At 64.8% G+C, this 22,096-nt stretch carries 28 protein-coding genes and 1 tRNA gene; 16 read left to right on the top strand and 13 right to left on the bottom strand.

Features of this window, described 5'->3' with window-relative positions:
• Window positions 1-193 precede the first annotated feature (193 nt).
• Entirely contained in the window at window positions 194-1,579 is a 1,386-nt protein-coding gene (locus NDK18_RS05845; protein ID WP_250627295.1) for an Hsp70 family protein, read from the top strand.
• A gap of 63 nt (window positions 1,580-1,642) precedes the next feature.
• Window positions 1,643-2,092 carry a GFA family protein gene (locus NDK18_RS05840; RefSeq protein WP_250627294.1) on the top strand — a complete coding sequence of 150 codons (450 nt, stop codon included), beginning with the start codon at window positions 1,643-1,645 and terminating at the stop codon, window positions 2,090-2,092.
• Here NDK18_RS05840 and NDK18_RS05835 read toward each other — a convergent pair.
• From NDK18_RS05835 to NDK18_RS05825, 3 genes are read right to left on the bottom strand one after another with little or no spacing between them, the layout of a single operon-like run.
• Window positions 2,089-2,466, bottom strand: a complete 378-nt coding sequence (locus tag NDK18_RS05835; protein WP_250627293.1) for a nuclear transport factor 2 family protein — start codon at window positions 2,464-2,466, stop codon at window positions 2,089-2,091. The two genes, NDK18_RS05840 and NDK18_RS05835, sit on opposite strands and share 4 nt — an antisense overlap.
• On the bottom strand, window positions 2,463-2,900 hold the full coding sequence (locus NDK18_RS05830) for a hypothetical protein (protein ID WP_250627292.1): 438 nt from the start codon (window positions 2,898-2,900) through the stop codon (window positions 2,463-2,465). Before NDK18_RS05830 ends, NDK18_RS05835 begins: the two co-directional genes overlap by 4 nt.
• Window positions 2,897-3,490, bottom strand: a complete 594-nt coding sequence (locus NDK18_RS05825; RefSeq protein WP_250627291.1) for an RNA polymerase sigma factor — start codon at window positions 3,488-3,490, stop codon at window positions 2,897-2,899. Before NDK18_RS05825 ends, NDK18_RS05830 begins: the two co-directional genes overlap by 4 nt.
• A gap of 114 nt (window positions 3,491-3,604) precedes the next feature.
• On the opposite strand from NDK18_RS05825, the gene NDK18_RS05820 reads away from it, so the two are divergent.
• The gene (locus NDK18_RS05820) at window positions 3,605-3,931 is read left to right on the top strand and encodes a DUF6249 domain-containing protein (protein WP_250627290.1); all 327 of its coding nucleotides are present in this window, start codon (window positions 3,605-3,607) and stop codon (window positions 3,929-3,931) included.
• 202 nt (window positions 3,932-4,133) lie between these two features.
• Here the strand turns inward: NDK18_RS05820 and NDK18_RS05815 are convergent.
• The 5 genes from NDK18_RS05815 to ftsY form a co-directional block, all read right to left on the bottom strand.
• Window positions 4,134-4,209, bottom strand: a tRNA-Phe gene (locus NDK18_RS05815).
• Between the two features lie 69 nt (window positions 4,210-4,278).
• Window positions 4,279-4,551: an oxidative damage protection protein gene (locus NDK18_RS05810; RefSeq protein WP_250625252.1), complete on the bottom strand. Its 273-nt coding sequence runs from the start codon at window positions 4,549-4,551 to the stop codon at window positions 4,279-4,281.
• Window positions 4,548-5,594 carry an A/G-specific adenine glycosylase gene (gene mutY / locus NDK18_RS05805; protein ID WP_250625253.1) on the bottom strand — a complete coding sequence of 349 codons (1,047 nt, stop codon included), beginning with the start codon at window positions 5,592-5,594 and terminating at the stop codon, window positions 4,548-4,550. The genes NDK18_RS05810 and mutY overlap by 4 nt, the downstream gene beginning before the upstream one ends.
• Window positions 5,591-6,631 carry an AsmA family protein gene (locus NDK18_RS05800; RefSeq protein WP_250625254.1) on the bottom strand — a complete coding sequence of 347 codons (1,041 nt, stop codon included), beginning with the start codon at window positions 6,629-6,631 and terminating at the stop codon, window positions 5,591-5,593. The genes mutY and NDK18_RS05800 overlap by 4 nt, the downstream gene beginning before the upstream one ends.
• Window positions 6,628-7,719: a signal recognition particle-docking protein FtsY gene (ftsY, locus tag NDK18_RS05795; RefSeq protein WP_250627289.1), complete on the bottom strand. Its 1,092-nt coding sequence runs from the start codon at window positions 7,717-7,719 to the stop codon at window positions 6,628-6,630. The genes NDK18_RS05800 and ftsY overlap by 4 nt, the downstream gene beginning before the upstream one ends.
• A 76-nt stretch (window positions 7,720-7,795) precedes the next feature.
• Between ftsY and rsmD the strand changes: the two genes are divergently transcribed.
• The 7 genes from rsmD (at window position 7,796) to NDK18_RS05760 (ending at window position 13,076) form a co-directional block, all read left to right on the top strand.
• The gene (gene rsmD, locus NDK18_RS05790; protein WP_250625256.1) at window positions 7,796-8,374 is read left to right on the top strand and encodes a 16S rRNA (guanine(966)-N(2))-methyltransferase RsmD; all 579 of its coding nucleotides are present in this window, start codon (window positions 7,796-7,798) and stop codon (window positions 8,372-8,374) included.
• Window positions 8,375-8,398: 24 nt separating this feature from the next.
• The gene (gene coaD / locus NDK18_RS05785) at window positions 8,399-8,911 is read left to right on the top strand and encodes a pantetheine-phosphate adenylyltransferase (protein ID WP_250625257.1); all 513 of its coding nucleotides are present in this window, start codon (window positions 8,399-8,401) and stop codon (window positions 8,909-8,911) included.
• A gap of 24 nt (window positions 8,912-8,935) precedes the next feature.
• Window positions 8,936-9,442, top strand: coding sequence for a hypothetical protein (locus NDK18_RS05780; RefSeq protein ID WP_250625258.1), 507 nt, complete (start codon window positions 8,936-8,938; stop codon window positions 9,440-9,442).
• A 36-nt stretch (window positions 9,443-9,478) separates the two neighbouring features.
• The gene (locus NDK18_RS05775; protein WP_250627288.1) at window positions 9,479-9,733 is read left to right on the top strand and encodes a YfhL family 4Fe-4S dicluster ferredoxin; all 255 of its coding nucleotides are present in this window, start codon (window positions 9,479-9,481) and stop codon (window positions 9,731-9,733) included.
• Between the two features lie 55 nt (window positions 9,734-9,788).
• Window positions 9,789-11,480: a gamma-glutamyltransferase gene (gene ggt / locus NDK18_RS05770; RefSeq protein ID WP_250627287.1), complete on the top strand. Its 1,692-nt coding sequence runs from the start codon at window positions 9,789-9,791 to the stop codon at window positions 11,478-11,480.
• 129 nt (window positions 11,481-11,609) lie between these two features.
• A complete protein-coding gene (locus NDK18_RS05765) occupies window positions 11,610-12,659 on the top strand; it encodes a TMEM43 family protein (protein ID WP_250625261.1) in 1,050 nt (349 codons plus the stop codon).
• 15 nt (window positions 12,660-12,674) lie between these two features.
• Window positions 12,675-13,076, top strand: coding sequence for an MAPEG family protein (locus NDK18_RS05760; RefSeq protein WP_250627286.1), 402 nt, complete (start codon window positions 12,675-12,677; stop codon window positions 13,074-13,076).
• 15 nt (window positions 13,077-13,091) lie between these two features.
• On the opposite strand, the gene NDK18_RS05755 is transcribed toward NDK18_RS05760, so the two are convergent.
• From NDK18_RS05755 to NDK18_RS05735, 5 genes are all read right to left on the bottom strand, one after another.
• A complete protein-coding gene (locus NDK18_RS05755; RefSeq protein WP_250627285.1) occupies window positions 13,092-14,330 on the bottom strand; it encodes an EAL and HDOD domain-containing protein in 1,239 nt (412 codons plus the stop codon).
• An 89-nt stretch (window positions 14,331-14,419) separates the two neighbouring features.
• Window positions 14,420-14,863 carry a flagella synthesis protein FlgN gene (locus NDK18_RS05750; protein ID WP_250627284.1) on the bottom strand — a complete coding sequence of 148 codons (444 nt, stop codon included), beginning with the start codon at window positions 14,861-14,863 and terminating at the stop codon, window positions 14,420-14,422.
• Window positions 14,860-15,165, bottom strand: coding sequence for a flagellar biosynthesis anti-sigma factor FlgM (flgM, locus tag NDK18_RS05745; RefSeq protein ID WP_250625265.1), 306 nt, complete (start codon window positions 15,163-15,165; stop codon window positions 14,860-14,862). Before flgM ends, NDK18_RS05750 begins: the two co-directional genes overlap by 4 nt.
• A 122-nt stretch (window positions 15,166-15,287) precedes the next feature.
• Window positions 15,288-15,980: a flagellar basal body P-ring formation chaperone FlgA gene (gene flgA / locus NDK18_RS05740; protein WP_250627283.1), complete on the bottom strand. Its 693-nt coding sequence runs from the start codon at window positions 15,978-15,980 to the stop codon at window positions 15,288-15,290.
• Window positions 15,977-17,284 carry a methyl-accepting chemotaxis protein gene (locus tag NDK18_RS05735; protein WP_284691503.1) on the bottom strand — a complete coding sequence of 436 codons (1,308 nt, stop codon included), beginning with the start codon at window positions 17,282-17,284 and terminating at the stop codon, window positions 15,977-15,979. Before NDK18_RS05735 ends, flgA begins: the two co-directional genes overlap by 4 nt.
• A 149-nt stretch (window positions 17,285-17,433) precedes the next feature.
• Between NDK18_RS05735 and NDK18_RS05730 the strand changes: the two genes are divergently transcribed.
• The 6 genes from NDK18_RS05730 to flgF all read left to right on the top strand — a co-directional run bounded on the left by NDK18_RS05730 (window position 17,434) and on the right by flgF (window position 22,074).
• Window positions 17,434-18,378, top strand: coding sequence for a chemotaxis protein (locus tag NDK18_RS05730; protein WP_250625267.1), 945 nt, complete (start codon window positions 17,434-17,436; stop codon window positions 18,376-18,378).
• Between the two features lie 144 nt (window positions 18,379-18,522).
• Entirely contained in the window at window positions 18,523-18,936 is a 414-nt protein-coding gene (flgB, locus tag NDK18_RS05725) for a flagellar basal body rod protein FlgB (protein WP_250627282.1), read from the top strand.
• Window positions 18,933-19,370, top strand: a complete 438-nt coding sequence (gene flgC, locus NDK18_RS05720) for a flagellar basal body rod protein FlgC (protein ID WP_250625269.1) — start codon at window positions 18,933-18,935, stop codon at window positions 19,368-19,370. Before flgB ends, flgC begins: the two co-directional genes overlap by 4 nt.
• A gap of 8 nt (window positions 19,371-19,378) precedes the next feature.
• Window positions 19,379-20,050 (top strand): flagellar hook assembly protein FlgD, encoded by a 672-nt coding sequence (locus NDK18_RS05715; RefSeq protein WP_250627281.1) that lies wholly within the window; start codon window positions 19,379-19,381, stop codon window positions 20,048-20,050.
• A gap of 35 nt (window positions 20,051-20,085) precedes the next feature.
• Window positions 20,086-21,309 (top strand): flagellar hook protein FlgE, encoded by a 1,224-nt coding sequence (flgE, locus tag NDK18_RS05710; RefSeq protein WP_250625271.1) that lies wholly within the window; start codon window positions 20,086-20,088, stop codon window positions 21,307-21,309.
• Between the two features lie 27 nt (window positions 21,310-21,336).
• Window positions 21,337-22,074 carry a flagellar basal-body rod protein FlgF gene (gene flgF / locus NDK18_RS05705; RefSeq protein ID WP_250625272.1) on the top strand — a complete coding sequence of 246 codons (738 nt, stop codon included), beginning with the start codon at window positions 21,337-21,339 and terminating at the stop codon, window positions 22,072-22,074.
• Window positions 22,075-22,096 lie beyond the last annotated feature (22 nt).

Here is a 22,096-nt window from a genome sequence, read left to right as displayed (position 1 = left end):
GTAATTTTCAATCGAAGGAAGCTCAGGTTTCGCAGGGGTCGGATAGCTCGCCTGGACAAGCCTTCTCCAGACCGTCAAAATTGTTGATTACCCTGGCGATACCGGAGGATCGGCACGCTCCAGGTCGCAAGCGGCGTTGGTGAACTCACTTGAGCGTGCGTAAGCGTTTTGCGCGCCGTTGGATCCAGGCATCATGCATATCGGCATCGACTTCGGCACCAGTTACTCGGCCGCCGCGACTTACCGCAATGGCGAACTGGAAATCATCCGTTTCGGCGATGCGGCGCAATTCCGCACGGCGGTATTTTTCCCCGAGATCGTACCTGATCCCAACGATTTCACGCTCACTCCCGCGCTTGAAACGGAGGTGGAGGCGCAAGTGCGCGACCTGCGCACCCAGTTGCGGCAGTTCGGCGGTGCTGAACGCAGCGAAGACGCGCTGCGTCGTGACGCGATACGCCTGGTGCGCCGGCAGTGGCTGGAAGATCGCGCCCGCAATTCGCCCACGGCCACCTTGGAAAGCTTCCAGCACGCGCTATTTGGTGACGATGCCGTGGATGCCTATCTTGAGTACGGCGACGGCAACCTGATCGAATCGCCCAAGTCGATGCTGGGCTTCCGCATGGACCCGCAAGTGCGCAGGGTGATCGTGCACATCGCAACGCACATCCTTGAGCATATCCGCCTTACAGCCAGCCGCCAGCTGGGCGAAGCGGTTCGAAGCGCGGTGATTGGCCGGCCAGTGCAGTTCCGTTCGTCGATGGGCGAGCGCGGCTCCGAGCAGGCGGTGGAATTGCTCCGCGAAGCCGCGGCCGTGGCAGGCTTCGATGAAGTTTCCTTCCTGGAGGAACCCGCAGCGGCCGCCATGCACTATCACAAGAGCCTGGCCACCCGTCAGCGCGCCCTCATCGTGGACATCGGCGGCGGCACCACCGACGTCGCCTTCGCCGAACTCGGTGGCGGCCAGCACCCGGAGATCACCCGCAGCTGGGGCTTGCCCAAGGGCGGCACGGACCTGGACGTAAACCTCTCCGTCCATGCCTTCATGCCGCTCCTGGGCAACAACATCGCCAACGTGCCCGTGCATCACTTTGTTGAAGCGGCGAGCGTGCATAACCTTCCCAAGCAGCGGGAATTTCGCAAGCAGGATTACCGCATGGTGGACGAGCCCTGGCAGTCGCGCCTGCGCAATCTGCAGAAGCCCGGCGCCACCACGCGGCTGAACCAGGAAGCCGAGCGCACGAAGATCCTCCTATCGGCCGATGCGACGCATCACTCGGACCTCGGCTTCCTTGAAGATGGCCTTGGCGTGGACACCACCCAGCCCGAACTGATCGATGCGATCTCGCCTTTCATCAATCGCTTGAAGCGCACCCTCGACGACGTCCGCGGCGACCTTGCCAACTCCGACGTCGCCGCTAGCGTATTCCTTACCGGCGGTACCTCGCGTTCGCCCGCCGTGCAGGCCGCGGTACGCGAGAGCTTCCCGGAAATCGAACTGGTGAAGGGTGATCCATCGCTGGGTGTGGTGTCAGGGTTGGCCGTGGCCGCGGCGGAGCTTGATGGGATGCCGCCTTAAGGGTTTGATTAGACTGGGCGTCGGCAATACTGCGCTGATCAACATGATGGGTGGGTTCTGACCATGGCTGAGACCCAGGTGCTACGCGGAAGCTGTCATTGCGGCCAGCTTGGCCTTGAGTTTTCAACGGCCAGGGAGATTACGGGGATCAGTCCCCGCGCCTGCGATTGCTCGTTCTGCCAGATGCACGGGGCGGCCTATGTGTCCGATCCGGCGGGGCGGCTTTCGGTGTTCGAGAATGAGGCGGGCGCACTTCGCTTCTACCGGCAGGGGTCCAAGCGTGCGCAATTCCTGTTGTGTGCGAATTGCGGCGTGCTGGTTGCGGTCGTCATGGAAGAGGCGGGGCGTCTTTACGGTGCCGCCAATGCGGCGTGCATTGATGGGCGGCAGGCCTTTGCTGCCCCGGTGCCAGTGTCGCCCCAGCTGCTGGGTCCGGATGAAAAGGTATCCAGGTGGCAGCAGGCGTGGGTTGCCGATGTGCTGGTGGTGAAAGCGGATGCGTCGGTGAACTAAGGCTGGGTGTTTATCGGTGTGCCCTGGTGATAGAGCATCTTCCAGCCGTCGGGCGTAGAGCGCCACAGCGTGGAGCGACGGGTAGGGCGGTCGGGTTGGCGCAGGACATAAGTCACCAGGAACACGCCGGTGCCGACTTCGCGGCACTGGAAATCCTCCAGGGGAATGCTTTCTGGCTCGCCCTTGGCCAGCCGTTCCTGGACAACCTGAAGCACGACGTCGCGCGAGTACGCCGTTCCAGACCCGCCGACTTCCCAGAAGTTTTCATCGACGAAGCATTCGGCGTCCTGTCGCGTCGGGCCATAGGCGGCCGTGTGAAAGATGGGTTCGAGTTCCCTTAGTTCCAGCCAGGCGTCGCGCGTAGGCGCGCTCATCGCAACGACGCCTCGAATCCACCCGCCATGCGTTTGGTCAGAAGCTGGAAGCCTTGTGCGGCCGCGGTGCAGCACAGTGCGGAAAGACCCCATGCCCCCAGGGGCGAGGCCAGTAGCGAACCCAATGCACCGGCGTAGCGGAAACCCACGACAACGCAGCAGGCCACGAGAATGCCCGCCAGGGCGCCGGCGATACGGAGCTCGGGATCTGCCTTGGTACGAAATGGAGGCGCCGATGACGACGCAAGTTTCGCGACGTCCGCGGCGAACTCCCTCGGGAGGCCAATGGACGGCGGCTCACGCAGCGCCTGGGCGATTCGCCGATACGCTACATCCGCGTTCTCGTCACCCGATGACACGGCACCATCACGCACGGCCTTCCTGGCGCGTTCCTGAGCCTGCCATTCGCCGTCGTCGAAGCTCTGGTTGGTCATGTGATCACTCCTGTTCGTAGTTCGAGCCACTGGCGCAGCCGCTTTCGTGATCGAAAAAGGTGGCTTTTCACTGAGCCCTCGGGGACGCCGGTAATGGACGCTATTTCAGAAATCGAGAGTTCGTCCAGGTGATACATCGTCAACAATGATCGTTGCAAGGCCGGCAGCGCATCAATCGCGGCGTGTAAAAGGCGATTGATCTGGTCGTCAGCGTTGGCAGCCTCCAGGTCAAAGCCATCGCTTACCGAATCCAGCAAGGACCCGGCTTCAGGGTCGTCCGGTTCGTCCGCGATCGGGATGCGTTTTCGCTCCAGATGGCGTTTGGCTACCGAATAGGCGACCTGGGCCACCCATGATTTTAGTGGGCTGTCGAAACGATACTGGTGAAGGTATTTGAATATACGAAGGAATGTCTCCTGGCATATATCACGCGCGTCCTCCGGGTTCCTTACCATGCGCAGGACGATGTGCCAGCAAAGTCCCTGGTACCGGGATATGAGTTCTTCGAACGATCGCGGGACGCGCGCCAATACCGCTTCGACCAGCGCGCGGTCGGCGTCGGGAGATTCGGTAGCCTCAGGGCGGTTCACCCCTAACTAGATACAGCGCAGCCGTGATCGGTTGCAACCGACTTCAGATGCAACCGATCGCCGGGTGGACGTATCTACTTTCACATGGGCCCTTTGGGCATAACGGAACGACTCATGGATAAGAACGTCATCATTCCCATTGCTCTTTTTCTTTGCGTGACGTACACGATCAAGATCGTCGTTGACGCTTATTCCCGACGCAAGTTACTGCAGATCCACGGGCCTACGGAGGACTTCGCGCTGATGCTGGAAAACGAAGCCGCCGCCAGCCGGCAGAACTCGCTTCGCTGGGGATTAGTCCTGTTGGCGATCGGCATTGGATTTGGCTTGCTGGAGTTGTTCAACCTACGCGACGTGACAGCGGGTATGTTCGCCATACTCCTGGGCATGACGGGGCTGGGCCACTTGGTCTACTTCTTCCTGGCGCGTCACCTGCGTTAATGCCCGCACGGCGGGCGACGGCTGCTTTTTCGATAGCCCGGGAAAAGCACGGGCCACGCCGACTTCAAGACAGCAGCGATGACGAACAGAGTGACGGCCTAGAGGGCTTTTGTCTGGAATGACGCGATGGATTTATCGAGCGTCGCGACGACCGAAAATCGCGTAGGCAAAAGTCGCTACGAGTTCAGCATGTCTACTGGAATGGTGGCCGGGGACGGAATCGAACCGCCGACACGGGGATTTTCAATCCCCTGCTCTACCAACTGAGCTACCCGGCCATGGGTACGCAACGAATGTTGCTGGGTGAGCCGCGTATTAAATCCGGTGAGCGGCCCGGCGTCAAGCCTTCAGGCCTCCGGCGGCACGTATCCGGCGGGCTGGGCGACATCGCCACCGAAGAAATACTTCTCCATTTCCGCGGCCAGGAAGCTGCGGGTTTTCGGGTCCAGCGGGGACAGGCGCATCTCGTTGATCAGCATGGTCTGGTGGGCGAGCCACTGGCCCCAGGCTTCCTTGCTGACCTGGTGGTAGATGCGCTGGCCCAGCTCACCCGGCCACGGGGCGAAATCCAGGCCATCGGCGTCCTTGTCGAGCTTGATGCAATGCACGGTGCGCGTCATGCGGGTATCTCCCAAAGCGGTGACAGCAAGGTGCGGACGGGTGCCGGCAGGCCAAGGGCCGCGGCATCACCGGGCGCGCACCAGCGAAGGCGGTCATTGTCGGCGATGCCTGGGGTGGCTGTCGCGCGGTCGAACAGCACAGGGTGCACGTTCAGGCGGTAGTGGCTGAAGACGTGGGTAAACGGGGTGAGGGCGCGGGATTCCGCGACGCGGGCAAGCGCGGTGGCGGTGACTGCGGCATGTTCGAGGTCGATGGCTTCGGGCAGGCTCCACAAGCCCGACCACACGCCTGCGGCGCCTCGCTTTTCCAGCAGGATGCGGCCGTGTGCATCGCGCAGCACGATCATGGTGGTGGCGCGGGTGGGTATGGCCTTGGTGGGCTTGGACGCGGGGATTACGGTGGTCAGGTGGTCGCGGTGCGCTACGCAATCGGCCTGCAGGGGGCATGCCGCGCATAGTGGCCGCGTGCGCACGCACACCGTGGCGCCCAGGTCCATGATCGCCTGCGTGTAGTCGGCCAGCCGCGCGTTTGGCGTGTGCGATTCGGCCAGCAGCCACAGCTTCTTTTCCGTGGCGGTGTCGCCAGGAAATTCCTTGATGCCGTGCAAGCGCGTAAGCACGCGCTTGACGTTGCCATCCAGGATCGGAAAGCGCAGGCCGTGCGCCTGGGCCAGGATCGCGCCGGCGGTGGAGCGGCCGATGCCGGGCAGGGCGGCAAGCTCGGTGAAACCGGTGGGCAGGTCGCCGCCGTGGCGCTCCACGCACAGCTTGGCGGCTGCATGCAGGAAGCGCGCGCGACGGTAGTAGCCCAGCCCCGCCCACAGCGCGAGCACCGTGTCTTCGTCGGCGGCGGCGAGGCTGGGTAGGGTGGGCAGGCGATCGAGGAAGCGCTGGAAATAGCCGATGACCGTGCTGACCTGCGTCTGCTGCAGCATCACTTCGGACAACCATACGCGGTACGCCGTGCGCGGGTGCTGCCAGGGAAGGTTCTTGCGGCCATGGGTGTCGTACCAGGCCAGGAGTTGCGCGGCAACGTCGCTCATTTTGCCGGCGCCGTGGAGGCGGGTGCCGGCAACGTGACATCGGGGCCGCTGCGTAGGTGCAAACCCTGGATTTTCACCGGGCCGGCTTCGACGCTGGCCGCGTCCACCTTGCCATCGAACGAGGGCAGCGATAGCGGACCGCTGCCTGCCATCGACGACCACCAGGCAGCCAACTTCAGTGGTGCGATGCGCACGTCGGCGTGGTCGGTGCCGCCGTCGAGCTTTATCGCCAGCGTGAGTGGGTCGCTCATGTTTGCCGGGCTCATCGCCACGCTCGCCTGATAGGCCTCTCCGCCGCGGTTGAGATCGCCGGCCACCGAGCCCGCCACGTTGGCGCCGCCGCGCCAATGCGCGTTGCCCTTGAGGTTTGCCCGGACGTCGTTGCCCACGGTCGCTGCGACAGTGATGTCGTTGAGATCCAGCACGTCAACCAAGAGGCGTGGCGTGGTGCCAAGGTCGAGCGAGAGAGGCCGGCCCGAGGCATCCTTGCAGCGCAGCGCCAGGTTGAACGGACGGCCGCTACGCAGTTCGCCGGTATCAAGGTCGACGTCGTCCAGCCATACGGCATTTCCCCGGATCACCGTGCCGTCCTTGATCGACAAGCCGGTATCGATCGTCGGCAGGAACGGGTGCTCGCCGCTGTTGTCCGGGGGCAGGGCGTCGATGGCGGCGGAGAGGGCATCAAGGTCGACGCGCGGGCTGTCGAATTCGATGCGCGAGATCGCCGTATCGCCTCGCAGCAGCGCCCGCCAGGGCAGGATGATGCGTCCACGCGTGGCCAGCAGGATGCTGCCGCCGCCATCACCCCGGACACTGATGCCTTGCAGTTCGATCGCCGGGCGCGGCCACAGCGAGGGCGATGCGGGCTGGCTGAGCGTGAGTTCCACGCCGAGCGCGCGGGCGCGTGAAGCCAGCAGCGAGGTGAAGCGCTCCGGCTGCAGCATGACGTAGACGGCAATGACCACGCCTGCTACCAGCAGCGCGAGCAACAGGCCCAACCAGGCCAGGCTCCGCCGCCAGCGTCGGGCCGCGGTCACGAGGCGCCGAGCGCGGCCGGCAACAGGCCATCGACGAAGGCTTCGGCATCGAACACGCGAAGGTCGGTGGCCTTCTCGCCCAAACCGACGTAACGGATGGGCAGGCCGAATTCCCGCGCCAGGGCAAATACCACGCCACCCTTGGCGGTGCCGTCGAGCTTGGTCACCACAAGGCCCGTCACGCCGACGATGGCCAGGAACTGTCGCAGCTGATTCATGGCGTTCTGGCCGGTGGTGCCGTCGATCACCATCAACACTTCGTGCGGGGCTTCGGCGTCGATCTTCTTCAACACGCGGGCGATCTTGCCCAGTTCGTCCATCAGGCCGCCCTGCGTATGCAGGCGACCGGCGGTATCGGCGATCAACACATCCGTGCCACGCGAACGCGCAGCCGTCAGTGCGTCGAAGATCACGCTGGCGGCGTCGGCATCCTGGCCCTGTGAAATCACCGGCACGTTGTTGCGCTCGCCCCAGGTCATCAACTGCTGCACGGCGGCGGCGCGGAAGGTGTCGCCGGCGGCCAGTACCACGTCGCGGTGCTCATCGCGGAAGCGGCGCGCCAGCTTGCCGATGGTGGTGGTCTTGCCCACGCCGTTGATGCCGACGGTGAGGATCACGAATGGCTTGTGGGTGGAAACATCCAGGTGTTGCTCTACCGGGCGGAGCATATCCACCAGTGATTGACGCAGCGCCGCCAGCAGCGCGCCGGCATCGGCGAACTCGCGCTTGTGCATGCGGCCGCGGAGGTCTTCCACCAGTTCCGTCGACGCCGACACGCCGACGTCGGAGGTGATCAGCGTGGTTTCCAGTTCGTCCAGGAGGTCGTCGTCGAGTTTCGGATGGCGGACAAACAGCGAGCCCAGGCCCTTGGCGAAGCCACTGCCGGCGAGCCGCTCGCGCCAGGAAAGGCGCACGGCCGGTGCGGATTCTTCAATGGCGGCGCTTTCCGGTTCGGCTTGGGCAGGCGCCGGCAATTCGGACAGGGCTTCGGCCAGGGTTTCCGAGGCGGTATCCACCGACGCGGCATCGGCAGCGGGGGCGGAGGCATCCTCGCCCTCGGCGGGTTTTTTCTTCCAGAACTTGAGCATGGACCAGGGGATTGAAAGACAATAGGCAGATGCTAGCACCGTCCTTCCCACCGCCCGCTGAGCGGGCTCCAAGCTGATGGCCTCCCCGCAGCCCGGTCGGGTGCGCATCATTGGCGGCAAGGTGCGCAATTCCCGTCTTGCCGTGCCCGCAGTGGACGGCCTGCGGCCCACGCCTGAGCGGGTCCGCGAAACCCTGTTCAACTGGCTCGCCCCGGTGATCGAGGGCGCCGACTGCCTGGATCTGTTCGCCGGCACCGGGGCCCTGGGGATCGAGGCGCTTTCGCGTGGGGCGGCCAGCGCGGTGCTGGTGGACGCCGACCGCCGTGCGGTGCAGGGGATCGAGGCCAACGTGGCGCGGCTTCAGGGGATCGAGGCCACTGCGATCAACGCCTCATGGGAGACATTCCTGGCCCGGCCGCCGCGGCCTTTCGACCTGGTTTTCCTTGACCCCCCCTTCGCGCTGGACCTGTGGCAGCGGGTGGGTGATCGACTGGAGGCTGGCGGGTGGTTGCGGGCGCATGCGTGGATCTATGTCGAATCGGCCCGCGGCAGCGCCTTCACTCCGCCACCGGGCTGGCTGCTACATCGCCAGGGCACCGCGGGGGAAGTGGTGTTTGCCCTCTATCGCCGCCATCGGGTTGATCGGCTAAGCTAATCCGATGCTCGCGTCGACCCTGCCATGACCAATCCGCGCCTTGCCGTCTATCCCGGCACGTTCGACCCCATCACGAACGGCCACGCCGACCTCGTGGCCCGCGCCGCGCCGTTGTTTGATCGCGTGGTGGTGGCTGTGGCCGAAAGTCCGAATAAGGGGCCGGGCTTCAGCCTGTCCGAACGGATCTCGCTGGCGCGATTGGCCCTGGCGGATCAGAAAAACGTGGAAGTGCGCGGCTTCGATTCCCTGCTGGCCCATTTCGTTGCCGAGATCGGCGCCGGGGTGATCCTGCGCGGCCTGCGCGCGGTGTCCGACTTCGAATACGAATTCCAGCTGGCGAGCATGAACCGCCACCTGATCCCGCACGCCGAAACGTTGTTCCTGACGCCGGCGGAGCAATACAGCTTCATTTCCTCCTCGCTGGTGCGCGAGATCGGCCGCCTTGGCGGCGACATCTCCGGCTTCGTGCATCCGGCAGTACAACAGGCGATGCGCCAGCGCTGGCGCGTCGCGTCGCCTGCATCAAGCCAAGTCTGAAATATCCAAACTGGGGTGACCACCATGCGTAAACTCATTTTTGCAGCTTCCATCGCCATGACGGTCGTGGCCCTTAGCGCCTGCGGCAATTCCGGTGACGAGGACAAAGCCGCGGCACCGACCACGGCCGTGGCCCCGGTAGCCAAGCCGACCAGTCCGGCCGACACCGCTGCCTGGGGCAAGTACCTGGGCACCATCGTCAAGGCGAACATGCAGGGCATGACGGCTGACCGCCCGTATCCCTACCTGGTGCCAGCCGGTGACGACGACGCAGCCGTGGCCGGTCGCGAACGCCAGCTTGAGAACGTGCAGGGCACCACGGCCCGCGGCGTGCTGCCGGGCAACATGCTGGCCTTTGGCGGCCCGGACTCGACCAAGACCGCCGACCTTATCGTCGCGGCCTTCAAGGACACCCAGGCCGGCTCCTTCAAGAAGGTGATCGTGCTGTTCATCGGCGATGCCGCCGACAAGGACCGCGTGGGCGCCGTGGTCACGCCCACGGGCGCCGAGTACCGCTTCGTCCAGATGTAACCCCTTCGAACATGGGGGCCGGGTACAATGGCCCCCATGTCACTGAAGATCCTCGATACCTGCGTCAACTGCGACGTCTGCGAGCCGGTTTGCCCGAACAAGGCCATTTCGCTGGGCGAGGAGTACTACGTCATCGACCCCTCCCTGTGCACCGAGTGCGTGGGGCATTACGACGTACCCCAGTGCATCGAGGTCTGTCCGGTCGAGTGCATCGAGCTGGACCCTGCCCACGTCGAGGGCCAGGACGCACTTAAGCTCAAATACGAACACCTGATGGCACGCGCGGGTTGACGTGCTGCGTCGCATCATGTCGTATTGACCTCTTTGGCCCGTTGGAGATCCGCGCATGACGCTTGCACCCGGCTGGCGCGTCGCCGCCGCTTCGTTCTTCTTCGTGGCGGCAGCTGCCCAGGCGGCGCCGGCGGAAACGGCCAAACGCCCTGGCCACGCGGCCATCGCCAGTGCCAATTTCATGGCCACCAACGCCGGTTTCGAAGTACTGGCCAAGGGTGGCAACGCGTTCGATGCGGCCGTGGCCGTGTCGTCCACACTTGCCGTGGTGGAGCCGCAGAGTTCAGGGATAGGCGGCGGATTCATGGCGCTGCTTTATCGAGCCAGCGATGCGAAGGGCACCTTCATCGACGCCCGTGAGGTGGCTCCCGGCGCAGTCGACTCCAAGGTTTACCTCGACGCACAAGGCAAGCCCAACCGCGATACCGCCGAGAACGGTCCGCTCGCCGCCGGTATCCCCGGTGAGCCGGCAGGGCTGGTGTACATGGCCGAGCATTACGGCAAGTTGCCGTTGAAGGTGTCGCTGGCGCCGGCGATCCGCATTGCCCGCGACGGCTTCCAGCCCGATGAGCGTTTCCTTGGTGCCATTGAAGAACGCAAGGACGTGCTGGCGCGTTACCCGGCATCCGCGGCATTGCTGCTGCCGGGCGGCGCGGTGCCGCAGAAGGGCTGGACGTTCAAGCAGCCGGACCTTGCCGCCACCCTGGAGCGCCTTGCCGACAAGGGAGTAGAGGGCTTTTATGCGGGCGACACCGCGAAGGAACTTGTAGGTTCAGCGAAGGCGGCCGGCGGTAACTGGACGCTCCAGGACCTTGCCTCCTACAAGGTAAAGGAGCGCAAGCCCATCAACCTGGATTACCGCGGCTTCAAGATCGTCACGGCGCCGCCGCCGTCGTCCGGTGGCGTGGCGATCGCGGAGATCCTCAACATCCTGGCCGGGTATGACCTTGCCAGCATGGATATCGTCCATCGCACGCACGTCACCCTGGAAGCCATGCGCCGCGCGTTCCGCGATCACAACGATTACCTGGGCGATCCGGACTTCGTGAAGATGCCGTTGGACATGTTGCTGTCGCCGTTTTACGCCGACGGGCTGCGTGCCACCATCCTTCCCGACAAGGCAACGCCTTCGTCGATGCTGCCCATGGCGCTGGCTGCGGATCCGGGCATGCACACCACGCATTTCTCCATCATCGATGCCGACGGCAACATGGTGGCAAGCACGCTTACGGTGAACCTGGAATTCGGCTCGGCGTTTGTCGCGGGCAAAACGGGCGTGCTGCTGAACAACGAGATGGACGACTTTGCCCTGGTGCCAAACGAACCCAATGCGTTTGGTCTTCGCGGCAGCGTGGCCAATGCGCCCAAGGGTGGCAAGCGCATGCTTTCCTCGATGTCGCCCAGCTTTGTCATCGGTGCCGACCGCGTCGCGGTGATCGGCTCGCCGGGCGGCTCCACCATCATCACCCAGGTGCTGGAGGGCATCCTCGCTTTCATCGACGGCAAGGACGCCCAGGGCATCGTGGCGCAGAAGCGCTTCCACCATCAGTACCTGCCTGACACCGTGGCGGTGGAAGACGGTACGTTCGATGCGGCCACCACCAAGGCGCTCAACGACATGGGCCACAACCTCAAGGTGCGCTCGTCGTGGGGCTTCATGAACGTGGTGACCTGGGACCGCAAGGCGAACAAACTCGACGCCGCCAGCGACCCGCGCCGGCCCTCCGGGCTGGGCAAGGTGCAGTAAGGTCAGGCTCGGGTTAAAGAAATGCGCGCGACCGCCGATCACCTTGCCGATTACCACTCATAGCCACGTGATGAATCCCATCGGGCAAGGCACAACCATGAAACCGGCCCTCGGGGCGGGGATGGACGCATGAAGCCGGCCCTGCGCTGGCTGCAGCGCTTTACCCTCGTGCGCGTGATCGGTGCCTTGCTGGTGCTGGCCGGGCTTGGCATCTCCGCGACGGCCGAGCGGTCGCTGATCGACTACCGCCAGGCGCTGGCCCAGCACACCGCTGGCAGCGTGCTTGACCTTGGCGGCGGAGGGCGTCCTCAGGCGGGCCAGTACGGTGCCACCACGCGCGTGGCGGGCATGCCCAAGGTGGTCGAAACGCCCCGCGACGATGCTTTCGGTCAGCACGCTGAATCTCCCGTACTGGTTCGCCACGTGGAAATGTTCCAGTGGCGCGAAATACGCGTGGGCTCGATTGCCAGCTATGAGCTCGACTGGGTCGACCACCCGGTCAATGCCTCGAGCTTCGACCAGCCGCGCGGACACGCCAACCCCGGCGCCTTCCCCGTGGAAGGAAAACAGTTCGACGCAGGCCAGGTGTTGCTGGGCAATTTCGTGCTGTCGCCGGCCATCCTCCATGCGCTGCCGGGTTCGAACGCGCTTGCGCCGGACATGAAATCCCTGCCGGCGAATTTCGCGGCCACCTTCCAGCTGTACGACGGCGCGCTGGTCACCAGCGCTCGCCCCGGCAGCCCGCGCCTGGGCGATCTGCGGGTGTCATGGAGCACCATACCCCTGCAGGAAATCACCGTGCTGGCGCGCATCGATGGCGACACCCTGGCGCCCTCCACGCGCCCGGATGCGCCAAGTCCCGGCTTCGAAGTACAAGTGGGTGACCGCTCCCTGGTGGATGTGATCCCGGGTATGCCCGAGGAACCGGGCATGATTGTCGCCTGGCGCATGCTCGCCTTCGTGCTGGTGGCCCTGGGCGTTTTCCTGCTGTCCCAGCGCCAGCGCATGCAGCACGACGTGTTGTTCGCCCTGGGCACGGCCGCCATTACCATCGGCGCGATCACCTGCGTGCTGTGGCTGGCAGTGAGCATCGGCCAGTCGGCCGCATGGTTGCTGTTATGCGCCGCGGGCGTTGCACTGGCCAGCTGGCGGGTACACTGTCGGTCCGAAGGGGACTGACAGGAAACCAAACCGATGCGGATTACCGGCTTGTACGCGGCCTTGCTCGCGTTATGGGTAGTGGGTCTTCTCCTGCGCGTAAGCTTGTTGCGCAACCGGCACAAGATCGGCCTGGGCGATGGCGGCGTGCCGGCCATGGCCAGGGCGGTCCGCGCCCATGCCAACGCGGTGGAAACCATCCCGCTTGCCCTGATCCTGTTGCTGGTGCTGGAACTGGACCAGACCCAGCCGTGGCTGTTGCATGCCTTCGGCATCGTGCTGGTGGTGGGGCGCGTGCTGCATGGCCTTGGGCTGTCGGGCGCCAGCGGCTATTCGTTCGGCCGCTCGGTGGGCATAGCGCTTACCTTGATATCCATCATCGGCATGGCCGTGCTGCTGTTGTGGCAATTCCTGCTGCTGCACCTGCTCGTGGGCTAGACGCAGCCGGACACTTCAGCTGGCCGCAGCATCGGCGAAGGCGTAGACGTGGTCGGCCCATTGGGCGGCTTCGAAGTAGATCGCGGCAAGCTTGTGGATATCTTCCTCGCTCGTCACGTCACCGGACTCCCACTGGCGGACCTGGTCGAGGATCGGCGCGAAGGGGCCGGTGTTCTCCAGCAGCACCTGGTTGATCTCGGTGGCCAGCGGCAGGTGTTCGAGCACGTAGGACATCGGTGCATTCATCAGCGTGTCGAGCAGCGAGAACAGGCCGGCGGTGAAGGCCATTTCCTTCAATGCCGGTTTGCCCGAGGCCAGGCGCTCGCACATCTGCGCACGCACCAGCGCCAGGCGCAGGAGTTCGGGCGGACGCTCGTCCATGCCACCAAGCGCCATGGTGCTGATCCAGTTGCGCATGCGGTTGACGCCGAAGAATACCGCCGCCTGTTCCACCGATTTCAATTGGCGGGGCAGGGCGAAATAGGCTGAATTCACGCAGCCGAGCAACTTGTAGCTGAGGATGGCGTCGTCGCGGATGATCTTGCCCAGTTCGATCGGGCCGTTGTTCGGTTCATTCATGGCGCCGATCAGGCGCAGCAGGCCCAGCTTGCTCGGCGACATGCGCGGCACGTCCACACGCTCCGGCTTGAGCAGGTACTTGCCCTGGAAGCCATCGACCGGTGCATCGATGAAGCGGGCGTAATCCTCGGGCGTGTCCACGCCCGTGGCGATCGCCTTGACGTTGAAGCTCTTGATGTACTCGATGCGCGCGTTGGCGGCCTCGACATCGCGATGATCCACGGCGACCATCGCGTATTGCACGATGAACAGCAGCACTTCGAACGCGGCGCGCTGTTCTTCACCCAGGTCGTCGGGGAAGTCTTCGAGCATCAACAGGCAACCACTGGCCTTGAGCCAGCGCAGCGTGGTGAGGGCTTCTTCGTCGCCGGCCAGGGCCGGACCCACGCACACGCCAAGCCGCGCGTTCTGGCGAAGCGTTTCGGCATGGGAAACCAACAGCTCGCGCGATACGTGCAGGAAGGCGCGGTTGTCGCGCACGAGCTGCTTCAGGCTGCCGTCGGCGATGGCGGCGAGGGTTTGCCCGGTAAGGGCCTCGCTGCCGTCGGTGTTGCTGCCACGCGGGAAGGCCAGTTCGTAGGCGAACAGGGCTTGCTGGCGGTCCAGGATGGGCTGTCTCACGACGGGCAGCACCTGTGCCTGGCTCATCGACGGGGAATTGGCAAAAACTGACATGGGGACGGCCGGTCGATGGTGGGTTTCGTGTCACCCACGGCACCCGCCCCTTTCCAAGCCGCGCACCGTGGTCCTTTTCTGCTTGTTGCCTATGCCTGGGCTAGCATCCCCGGGCGCGCGGGACCGCGGGCATAACCGCCCGGGCCGTACAGTTCACTGGTTTCCGGACGGCCGGTGAGCAGCGACAATGCCTTGCGCACGTGGCGCAGACGCTGGTTCACGATGCCGCCGTTGATCTGGTTCATGTCCTTGCAGCGCGCCAGGCCGTCGACGATGGAAGGCCAGGCCGGGTGCAGGGCAGTGTCGATGTTGCCGGCGCGGCCCAGGTGCTTGCGCTCGACATCGAGCGCTTCGAGGCGGCGCAGCAGGCTTTGCTTGAAGCTGGTGGCTTCGTCCAGGGCATCGGCCGAGCCCGCGTCGAGTGCGCGGCGTTCGTCGGTCAGTGCCTGCTGGAGGGTGGTCACGGCCTGATGCATCTGGCCGATCACCGCCTCGACGGCGACAGCGATCTCTGCATTCAGGCCGGCGTTCACGACTGGCCGCCCAGCTGGCCTTCCAGCTTCAGCAGGTTCGTGGCGATGGCGCCTGGGTTGATCTGGTACGTGCCGCTGGCAAGCTGCTGGCGGATGGCTTCGACCTTGTGCGTGTCCATGACATCGCCCGCCTTGCTGGCTTGGCCCAGTGCCTGGGCGGAACTGGTGAGGCTGATACTGTCGTCGCTGGTCTTCACGGTGGAAGCAACCTGGTCGGCGGACGCAGGCTGGCCCGCCGCGGCGCTGGGCGCCTTGGGCTGGGTTTGCTGCGGCGTAATGCCGGTCTTGATCGTGGTGTTCATTCTTGGTTCCTTGGCGGCCCTTCGCGTCCCTTAACGGCCTGGGGCGCCAGAACTTTAGCCCCTGGCGGAATTCGGCCGCTACGATTGTGAATCGATTCAGCCCATGATTTTCGTGCAGCCGGTCACTGGATTACCTCGACGCTGCCCTGGCTGCGCACGATGGCGTTAAGGACCTTGCCGGAATTGGCATTGCGCACCATCACCCGGGCGCCGTTGTCACCGCTGCCCAGGGCCACGCCCTCGGCGCGCACGCTGATGCCGTCGATGGAAGCCAGGATCATCACCGAGTCGCCGCTGTGCACGGCCTGGCGGCCGGCAAGCATCCCCGGGGCCAGCACGGTGCCTGCGCGGAGCGGGCGAGCCAGGGCACGACCTTCGACCTGGGCGAGGTTCGCGATATAGCCATATCCCATGCTGGCGACGTCGCGTTCCTCGGCGTGGACATCGTCGGCGGCCAGGCCATCGCCCCGCGTCAGCGGCCGGGTGGTCACCAGCACCGACACGAACTGCTTGACCCGCAATGGGATGCGAACCGTCCACCCGCCGTCGTCAGGGCAGGTGATGGCCACGGTGATTCGTGGGCCAGCTGCCCGCCCACCAGGGATGGCCGCCGTCGGTGTGCCGGCGCATGGACGCAGCGCAAGGCGCGTATCCATCGGTTCGGAGGTTACCTCCATGCGGGCCCCGGGCACGGGCGGATTGTCCTTCAGGTACTGCGTGGCGATGGCCGACAGGCGCGCCGCCGACGGCGCTTCACCCGCCGCGACGGGCAAGGCGAGGGCCAGGGCAAGCGCAAGGGCGGCCGCGCGGATCATGCGATCTGGCTGGTCAGCACGTTGGAAAGGTTCTGCACGATGGCGTCGAGCTCGCGATGCAGCTGGGGCGCGGCCTGGCCGGCTTCGGCATGCTTGCCTTCGCCAAGCAGGCTGACGAAAACCTGGCTGTGCGTGGTGAAACGTTCACCCGCCTCGGCCAGGGCGAGCCCCGCCGTGGCATCGCGCTGGCTGCGCAGGCGTTCGATCATGCGCTGCAGGTGGGTGGTATCAAGCCAGCGGCGATCCATGCCGGAAGGATCACGCGTGGCCAGGTCCACGGCATGGTGCATGCCCTGGCTGGCTTCGCGGATCATCTGGCTCAGGCTTGCGGCATCGAGCTCGCCGTCGCCGTCAATTCGTGTCATCACCAGTCGGTGGGCCAGCACCGCGGCGCGGGAAAGGCCATCGCCCTGGCGACGGATTTCGCCGGCCACGCGACCGAGCGACGCCTGGGTGGCCTGCACCGCGGCAACGCGGGCGTGCAAGCCGCCCAAGCCCTCGCGGGCGCCATCGATCTGGCTTCGGGTGCTGTTCACGGCGTCGGCCACCTTGGCCAGTGCTCCCTGCATGCCCTCAACGCCCGTATTGCTCTGGTCCAGGCGGCGCAGGCTCTGCTGTACGGATTCTTCCAGCTGGCCGGAGAATTCGCCCACAGCGTGGGTCACCAGCTCGATCTCGCCGGTGGCCTGGGCGGTTTTCTCGGCCAACTGCTTGACCTCGTCGGCTACCACGGCGAAGCCGCGGCCGGCCTCGCCCGCGCGGGCGGCCTCGATGGCGGCGTTGAGCGCCACCAGGTTGGTCTGGTGGGCGATGTCCTGCACGGCGGCGGTGAGCGCGCGGATCTGCTCGACGTAGCCGGCGAACTTGGCGTGGTTGCGGGTCATGCCCGACAGCGCGCTGCGCAGCAGGCGCAGCTGGCCGTCGAGCTCTGCGACATTGTTCGAACCCTGGTCGCGCGCCTGGGCGATGCCGGCGATGCCCGCGTGGCTTGCATCGAGCGCCGTGGAAATCCTGGCGCCGGTATCCGTCAAACGACCGACGCTGTCACGCGCGTCGTCGACGCAGCGGGTCAGCTCCACCAGCTGGGTGCCCATCGCCTGGGCCCCGGACAACACCAGGCCCTGCTGCTCGAGCGCCTGGGTGGCGGCCGAGGGTGCGGTGCGCAGCTTCGGCGCGGCCAGCAGCGGCGCAAGTGCCCGTGCCGCCCGCGGAAATTGCTTGGAAAGCGACTTGGCGCGGGCCGCATCGCCGGCGGCAAGCGCCTGGGCGATCTGCTCGACCTGCTGACTCCAGATAAGGCTCATAGATAACGACGGCTCCGAGGGTGTCCCCATAGATCGACACGAGGACGCGAGACTTGAGGAAGCAAGGCATATGCCAAGCGAGCCGAGCCTTCAGTTTCCCCCGTCCCCGGCCGATAAGCCGCCATCCCAAGCATGGACTTAACCTAAGCATGGCCGGCCCGCTGCTCGAAACCGTCGAACGCTTCACCCGCCTGGCGGGCCACAACCGCGTGGCCATGCTGATGTTCCGTCTCGGCGACGGACAGGACTTCGGCATCAACGTGTTCAAGGTCCGCGAGGTGATCCGCCGCCAGCGGCTCGAGCGCATGCCCAGCATGCATGAGCTTATCGCCGGCAGTTTCGACTACCGCGGCCAGACCATCCCGGTGATCGACCTGGCCCAGGCCATGGGGTATCCGCCGCTGGCCGATCACCCGGAGGCGCATTTCATCGTCACCGAATTCAGCCGCAGCGTGCAGGCCTTCCTGGTATCTGACGTGCAGCGCATCGTTCATTGCGATGGCGCCGGCATGGCGGCGCCACCGCCGTCGTTGGGTTACGGCCCCCGTGTCAATGCCGTGACACGGCTGGACGGCAACCTGCTGGCCATTGTCGATGTCGAGCAGGTGCTCGCCTGCATCGAGCCTGCCAAGGTGGAACTTTCATCGCGCATCGGCAGCGTCCCGGGCGACGCCCGCCGGCGCCCCCGCCGGGTGCTGGTGGCGGATGACTCGATGGTGGCCCGCACGCAGATCGTGGAACTGTTCCGCCAGATGAACCTGGATTGCGTGGTGGCCAACGATGGCCAGGAAGCTTACGAGAAGCTGGTGGCGCTGGCCGAAGGCGACAGCGACGACAACGTGGCCATGGTGATCTCCGATATCGAGATGCCACGCATGGATGGCTACGCGCTTACCCGCGCCATCCGCGAGGACGAGCGCCTGAAGCACTTGAAGGTATTGCTGCACAGCTCGCTCAGCGGCGTATTCAACGAGTCGATGGTGAACCAGGTGGGTGCCGACCGCTTCATCGCCAAATTCCAGCCCGACATACTCGCCGCGGCCGTGGTGGAGCTGTTGCCGGCGGAAGAGCCCGTCCGCTGGGCGTCGTTGTAACTAAAGGCCCCCAAGTGCCTGAATTCCGGCGCCCGGGTCGCGCCGGAAAAATGCCGCCAAGCTATTAAATCAAGTTAAATCATATAGTTAATTGATGGCATAGGTCTTGCTCAACGAACTCCGTCATTCCACGGGGCTCGGCGCATGAGCAACTTCACCGACAACATGTTCGGCATCCATACCCAGGCCCTCGGCCTGTGGCAGAAGCGTGCCGAGGTCATTTCCTCGAACCTGGCGAACGCGGACACGCCCGACTACAAGGCGCGTGATGTGGATTTCCGCCAGGCGCTGGCGGCGGCCTCCGGCTCAGGCGAAAGCGGCGGCCTGCAGATGACGGCGACGTCCGAGAAGGACTTGGGCGGCATGGGGGCCATCCCGGGCCACGAGTCGCTGGCCTACCGCGTGGCCTCCCAGCCGACGATGGACGGCAATACCGTCGATACCCAGGTGGAACAGGCCCAGTTCGCCGGCAACGCCGTGCACTACCAGGCTTCCTTGAGCTTCATCACCGCACAGATCCGCATGATGCGCACCGCCATCAACGGGAGCAGCTCGTGAGTCTTTTCAATATTTTCGACGTGGCCGGTACCGGCATGGCCGCGCAGTCGATGCGCCTGAATACCACGGCCAGCAACCTGGCCAACGCCGACACCGTCGCCGGTAGCCCGGAAGCGGCCTACCGTGCGAAGTCGCCGCTGTTCTCGGCCGCCATGGCCCGCCAGATGGGCGGCGTCGGCGCAGGCGGCGATGCCGACAGCGCCATGGGCGGGGTGAAGATCCTGGGCGTGAGCGAAAGCCAGGCACCGGTGGATTCGCACTACGAACCCGGCAACCCGCTGGCCGATGCCGAAGGCCGCGTCTACTCCAGCAACGTCAACCCGATCGACGAACTGGTCAACATGATTTCCGCCTCGCGTTCGTACCAGAACAACGTCGAGGTCATGAACACAGCCAAGCAGCTGATGTTGAAAACCCTCGACCTCGGCAAGTAGGAATTCCCATGAGCACCGTTGATACCAACAACACCACCAATACGTCGAACTCATCGTCGTCGTCTTCGTCGTCATCCTCGACCGGCGCGATGTCGCAGAGTGACTTCCTGAAGCTGATGGTGGCCCAGTTGCAGGCGCAGGACCCGACCAACCCGGTCGACAACCAGCAGTTCGCCTCGCAGATGGCGCAGTTCTCCACGCTGTCGGCCACGCAGGACCTGAACACCACGGTGACCTCGCTGGCCAGCCAGCTCTCCAGCGCCTCGCAAACGGGCCAGGTGCTCAGTTCAGCAAGCCTGGTCGGTCGCAACGTGATGGTGCCGGCCACCACCACCGCCTATGACGGCAGCACCGCGACCAAGGGCGCGGTCAACGTGGCCACGGCCGGCGCCGTGGTGATCAACATCACCGATGCGTCCGGCAACCCCGTGCGCACGATCAATCTCGGAACCCAGAGCGAGGGCCTCTCGCAGTTCACCTGGGACGGCAAGGACGACAGTGGCAAAGCCGTCGCGGCGGGAACCTACACGCTTGCGGCCACCGACGCCGGTACCTCGGCCAATACCTTCATCTCCGGCACCGTGACCGGCGTGGGGTATGGCGGATCGACCGTCGGAACATACCTGCAAGTGGCTGGCGTGGGCGGCGTGCCGCTCGCCCAGGTCGCGCAAATTCTCTGACGCACTTTCGACTTCGAATCCGAGGAACTTGACTCATGGCACTCAATACCACGCTGACCGGCATCAATGCCGCGCAGTCCGACCTGAACGTGATCTCCAACAACCTGGCCAACGCCAACACCACCGGCTTCAAGGGCTCGCGCGCCGAGTTCGCCGACGTGTTCGCCGTGACCGGCAACAACATCAATGCCACGGCCGTGGGCTCGGGCACGCGCATGACCGACGTGGCCCAGCAGTTCCAGCAGGGTGACATCGAGACCACGTCCAACAGCCTGGACTTCGCCATCTCCGGCAACGGCTTCTTCACCGTCAACACCGGCAGCGGCCTGGCTTATACCCGCGCGGGCAACTTCCACGAGGATGCCTCGGGCAATGTGCTCACGCAGGAAGGCTATAACCTGCAGGTATATCCGCCCAACGCCATCGGCGGCGGCTTCGACACCAGCACGCTGAAGAACCTCAACCTGACCACGGCGCAGAGCGCGGCTACGGCCAGCACGAAGGCTGCGATCAGCGCGAACCTTCCCTCCAGCGCCTCGGTCCCTACCACCACGCCCTTCAGCACGTCCGATTCGGACAGCTACAACAACACCACCACCTTCAACATCTTCGATTCGCAAGGTGGATCGCACGCGGCCACGGTGTACTACGTCAAGACCGGTACCAACAGCTGGGACGCGCACCTGTTCATGGACGGCCAGGACGCCGGCACGCAAGCGATGACGTTTGATGCGGCCGGCAAGCTGACCACGCCCGCCAACGGCAACCTGGCCTTCAACCCGGTGAACTTCGGCAACGGTTCCAACCCGGTCACGATGACCTTGAACATGAGCAACACCACCCAGTTCGGCACGGATTATTCCGCGGGCGCTGTGGACAAGGACGGCAACGAGGCCGGCACGCTTTCCTCGATCGACGTGGATTCGAAGGGCGTGGTCACGGCCAACTACTCGAACAACCAGACCGCGCAGCTGGGGCAGGTGGCGCTTGCCAACTTCGCCAACCTGCAGGGCCTGCGCCAGACCGGAAATACCACCTGGCTTGCCAGTGCCGACGCGGGCACGGCCGTGATGGGCAGCTCCGGTTCCGGCCAGTTCGGCACCGTGCAGTCCGGCGCATTGGAGAGTTCCTCCACCGCCGATACCACCAGCCAGCTGGTGGACATGATCAAGGCCCAGCGCAACTACCAGGCCAATGCCCAGGCATTGACCGTGGACAACACGCTGGCCAGCACGCTGTTCAACGCGATCTCGCGCTAAGCGAAGAAGCGATAAGGGTCTTTAGCCATGGATCATTCCATCTATGTCGCGATGACCGGGGCCTCGCAGATGATGCGGGCCCAGGACGCGGTCAGCCACAATCTTGCCAATGCCAGTACCACCGGCTTCAAGAGCGAGCTGACTTCGTTCACGTCCGTTCCCGTGCTGGGCGATGGCGAAAAGACCCGTATCAACACCGTGGCCTATGGACTGGGCAACGACATGACCCAGGGCGCGCTGCAGTCCACCGGCCGCACGCTCGATGTAGCCGTGCGTGGCCCGGGGTTCATCGCCGTGCAGGCACCGGACGGCAGCGAGGCCTATACCCGGGCCGGCGACCTGCAACTCACCGCCGACGGCACGCTCACCGATGCCAAGGGCAATCCGGTGATCGGCGGCGGCGGCCCGATCACGCTTGCCAATGCGTCAAAACTTCAGGTTGGCGAAGACGGCACGATTTCTGCAGTACCCCAGGGACAGGGTCCGGAAACCGTCTCCACCCTGGATCGCATCAAGCTCGTATCGGGTGATACGGCGATGGTCCAGGGCTCCGACGGCCTGATGCACCCGGCAGATGGGAACACGGCGCAGGCCGATGACACCGTCCGCCTGGCGACCGGGACGCTGGAAGGCAGCAACGTCAATGCATCGGCGGAGCTGGTGAAGATGATTTCCCTGTCCAGGCAATACGAAATGGCGGTGAAGTCGATCAAGACGTCGGAAGACAACGCCGACTCGTCCATCAAGTTGCTGTCGGCAAATTGACGCTTAAGCGGTACGTACACAG

It is taken from the genome of Pinirhizobacter soli (assembly GCF_015905305.1).
GTDB classification, from domain to species: Bacteria; Pseudomonadota; Gammaproteobacteria; order Xanthomonadales; family Rhodanobacteraceae; genus Pinirhizobacter; species Pinirhizobacter soli.
The sequence above is the reverse complement of the archived record's forward strand: the minus strand, read 5'-3'. Positions and strand labels throughout refer to the sequence as shown.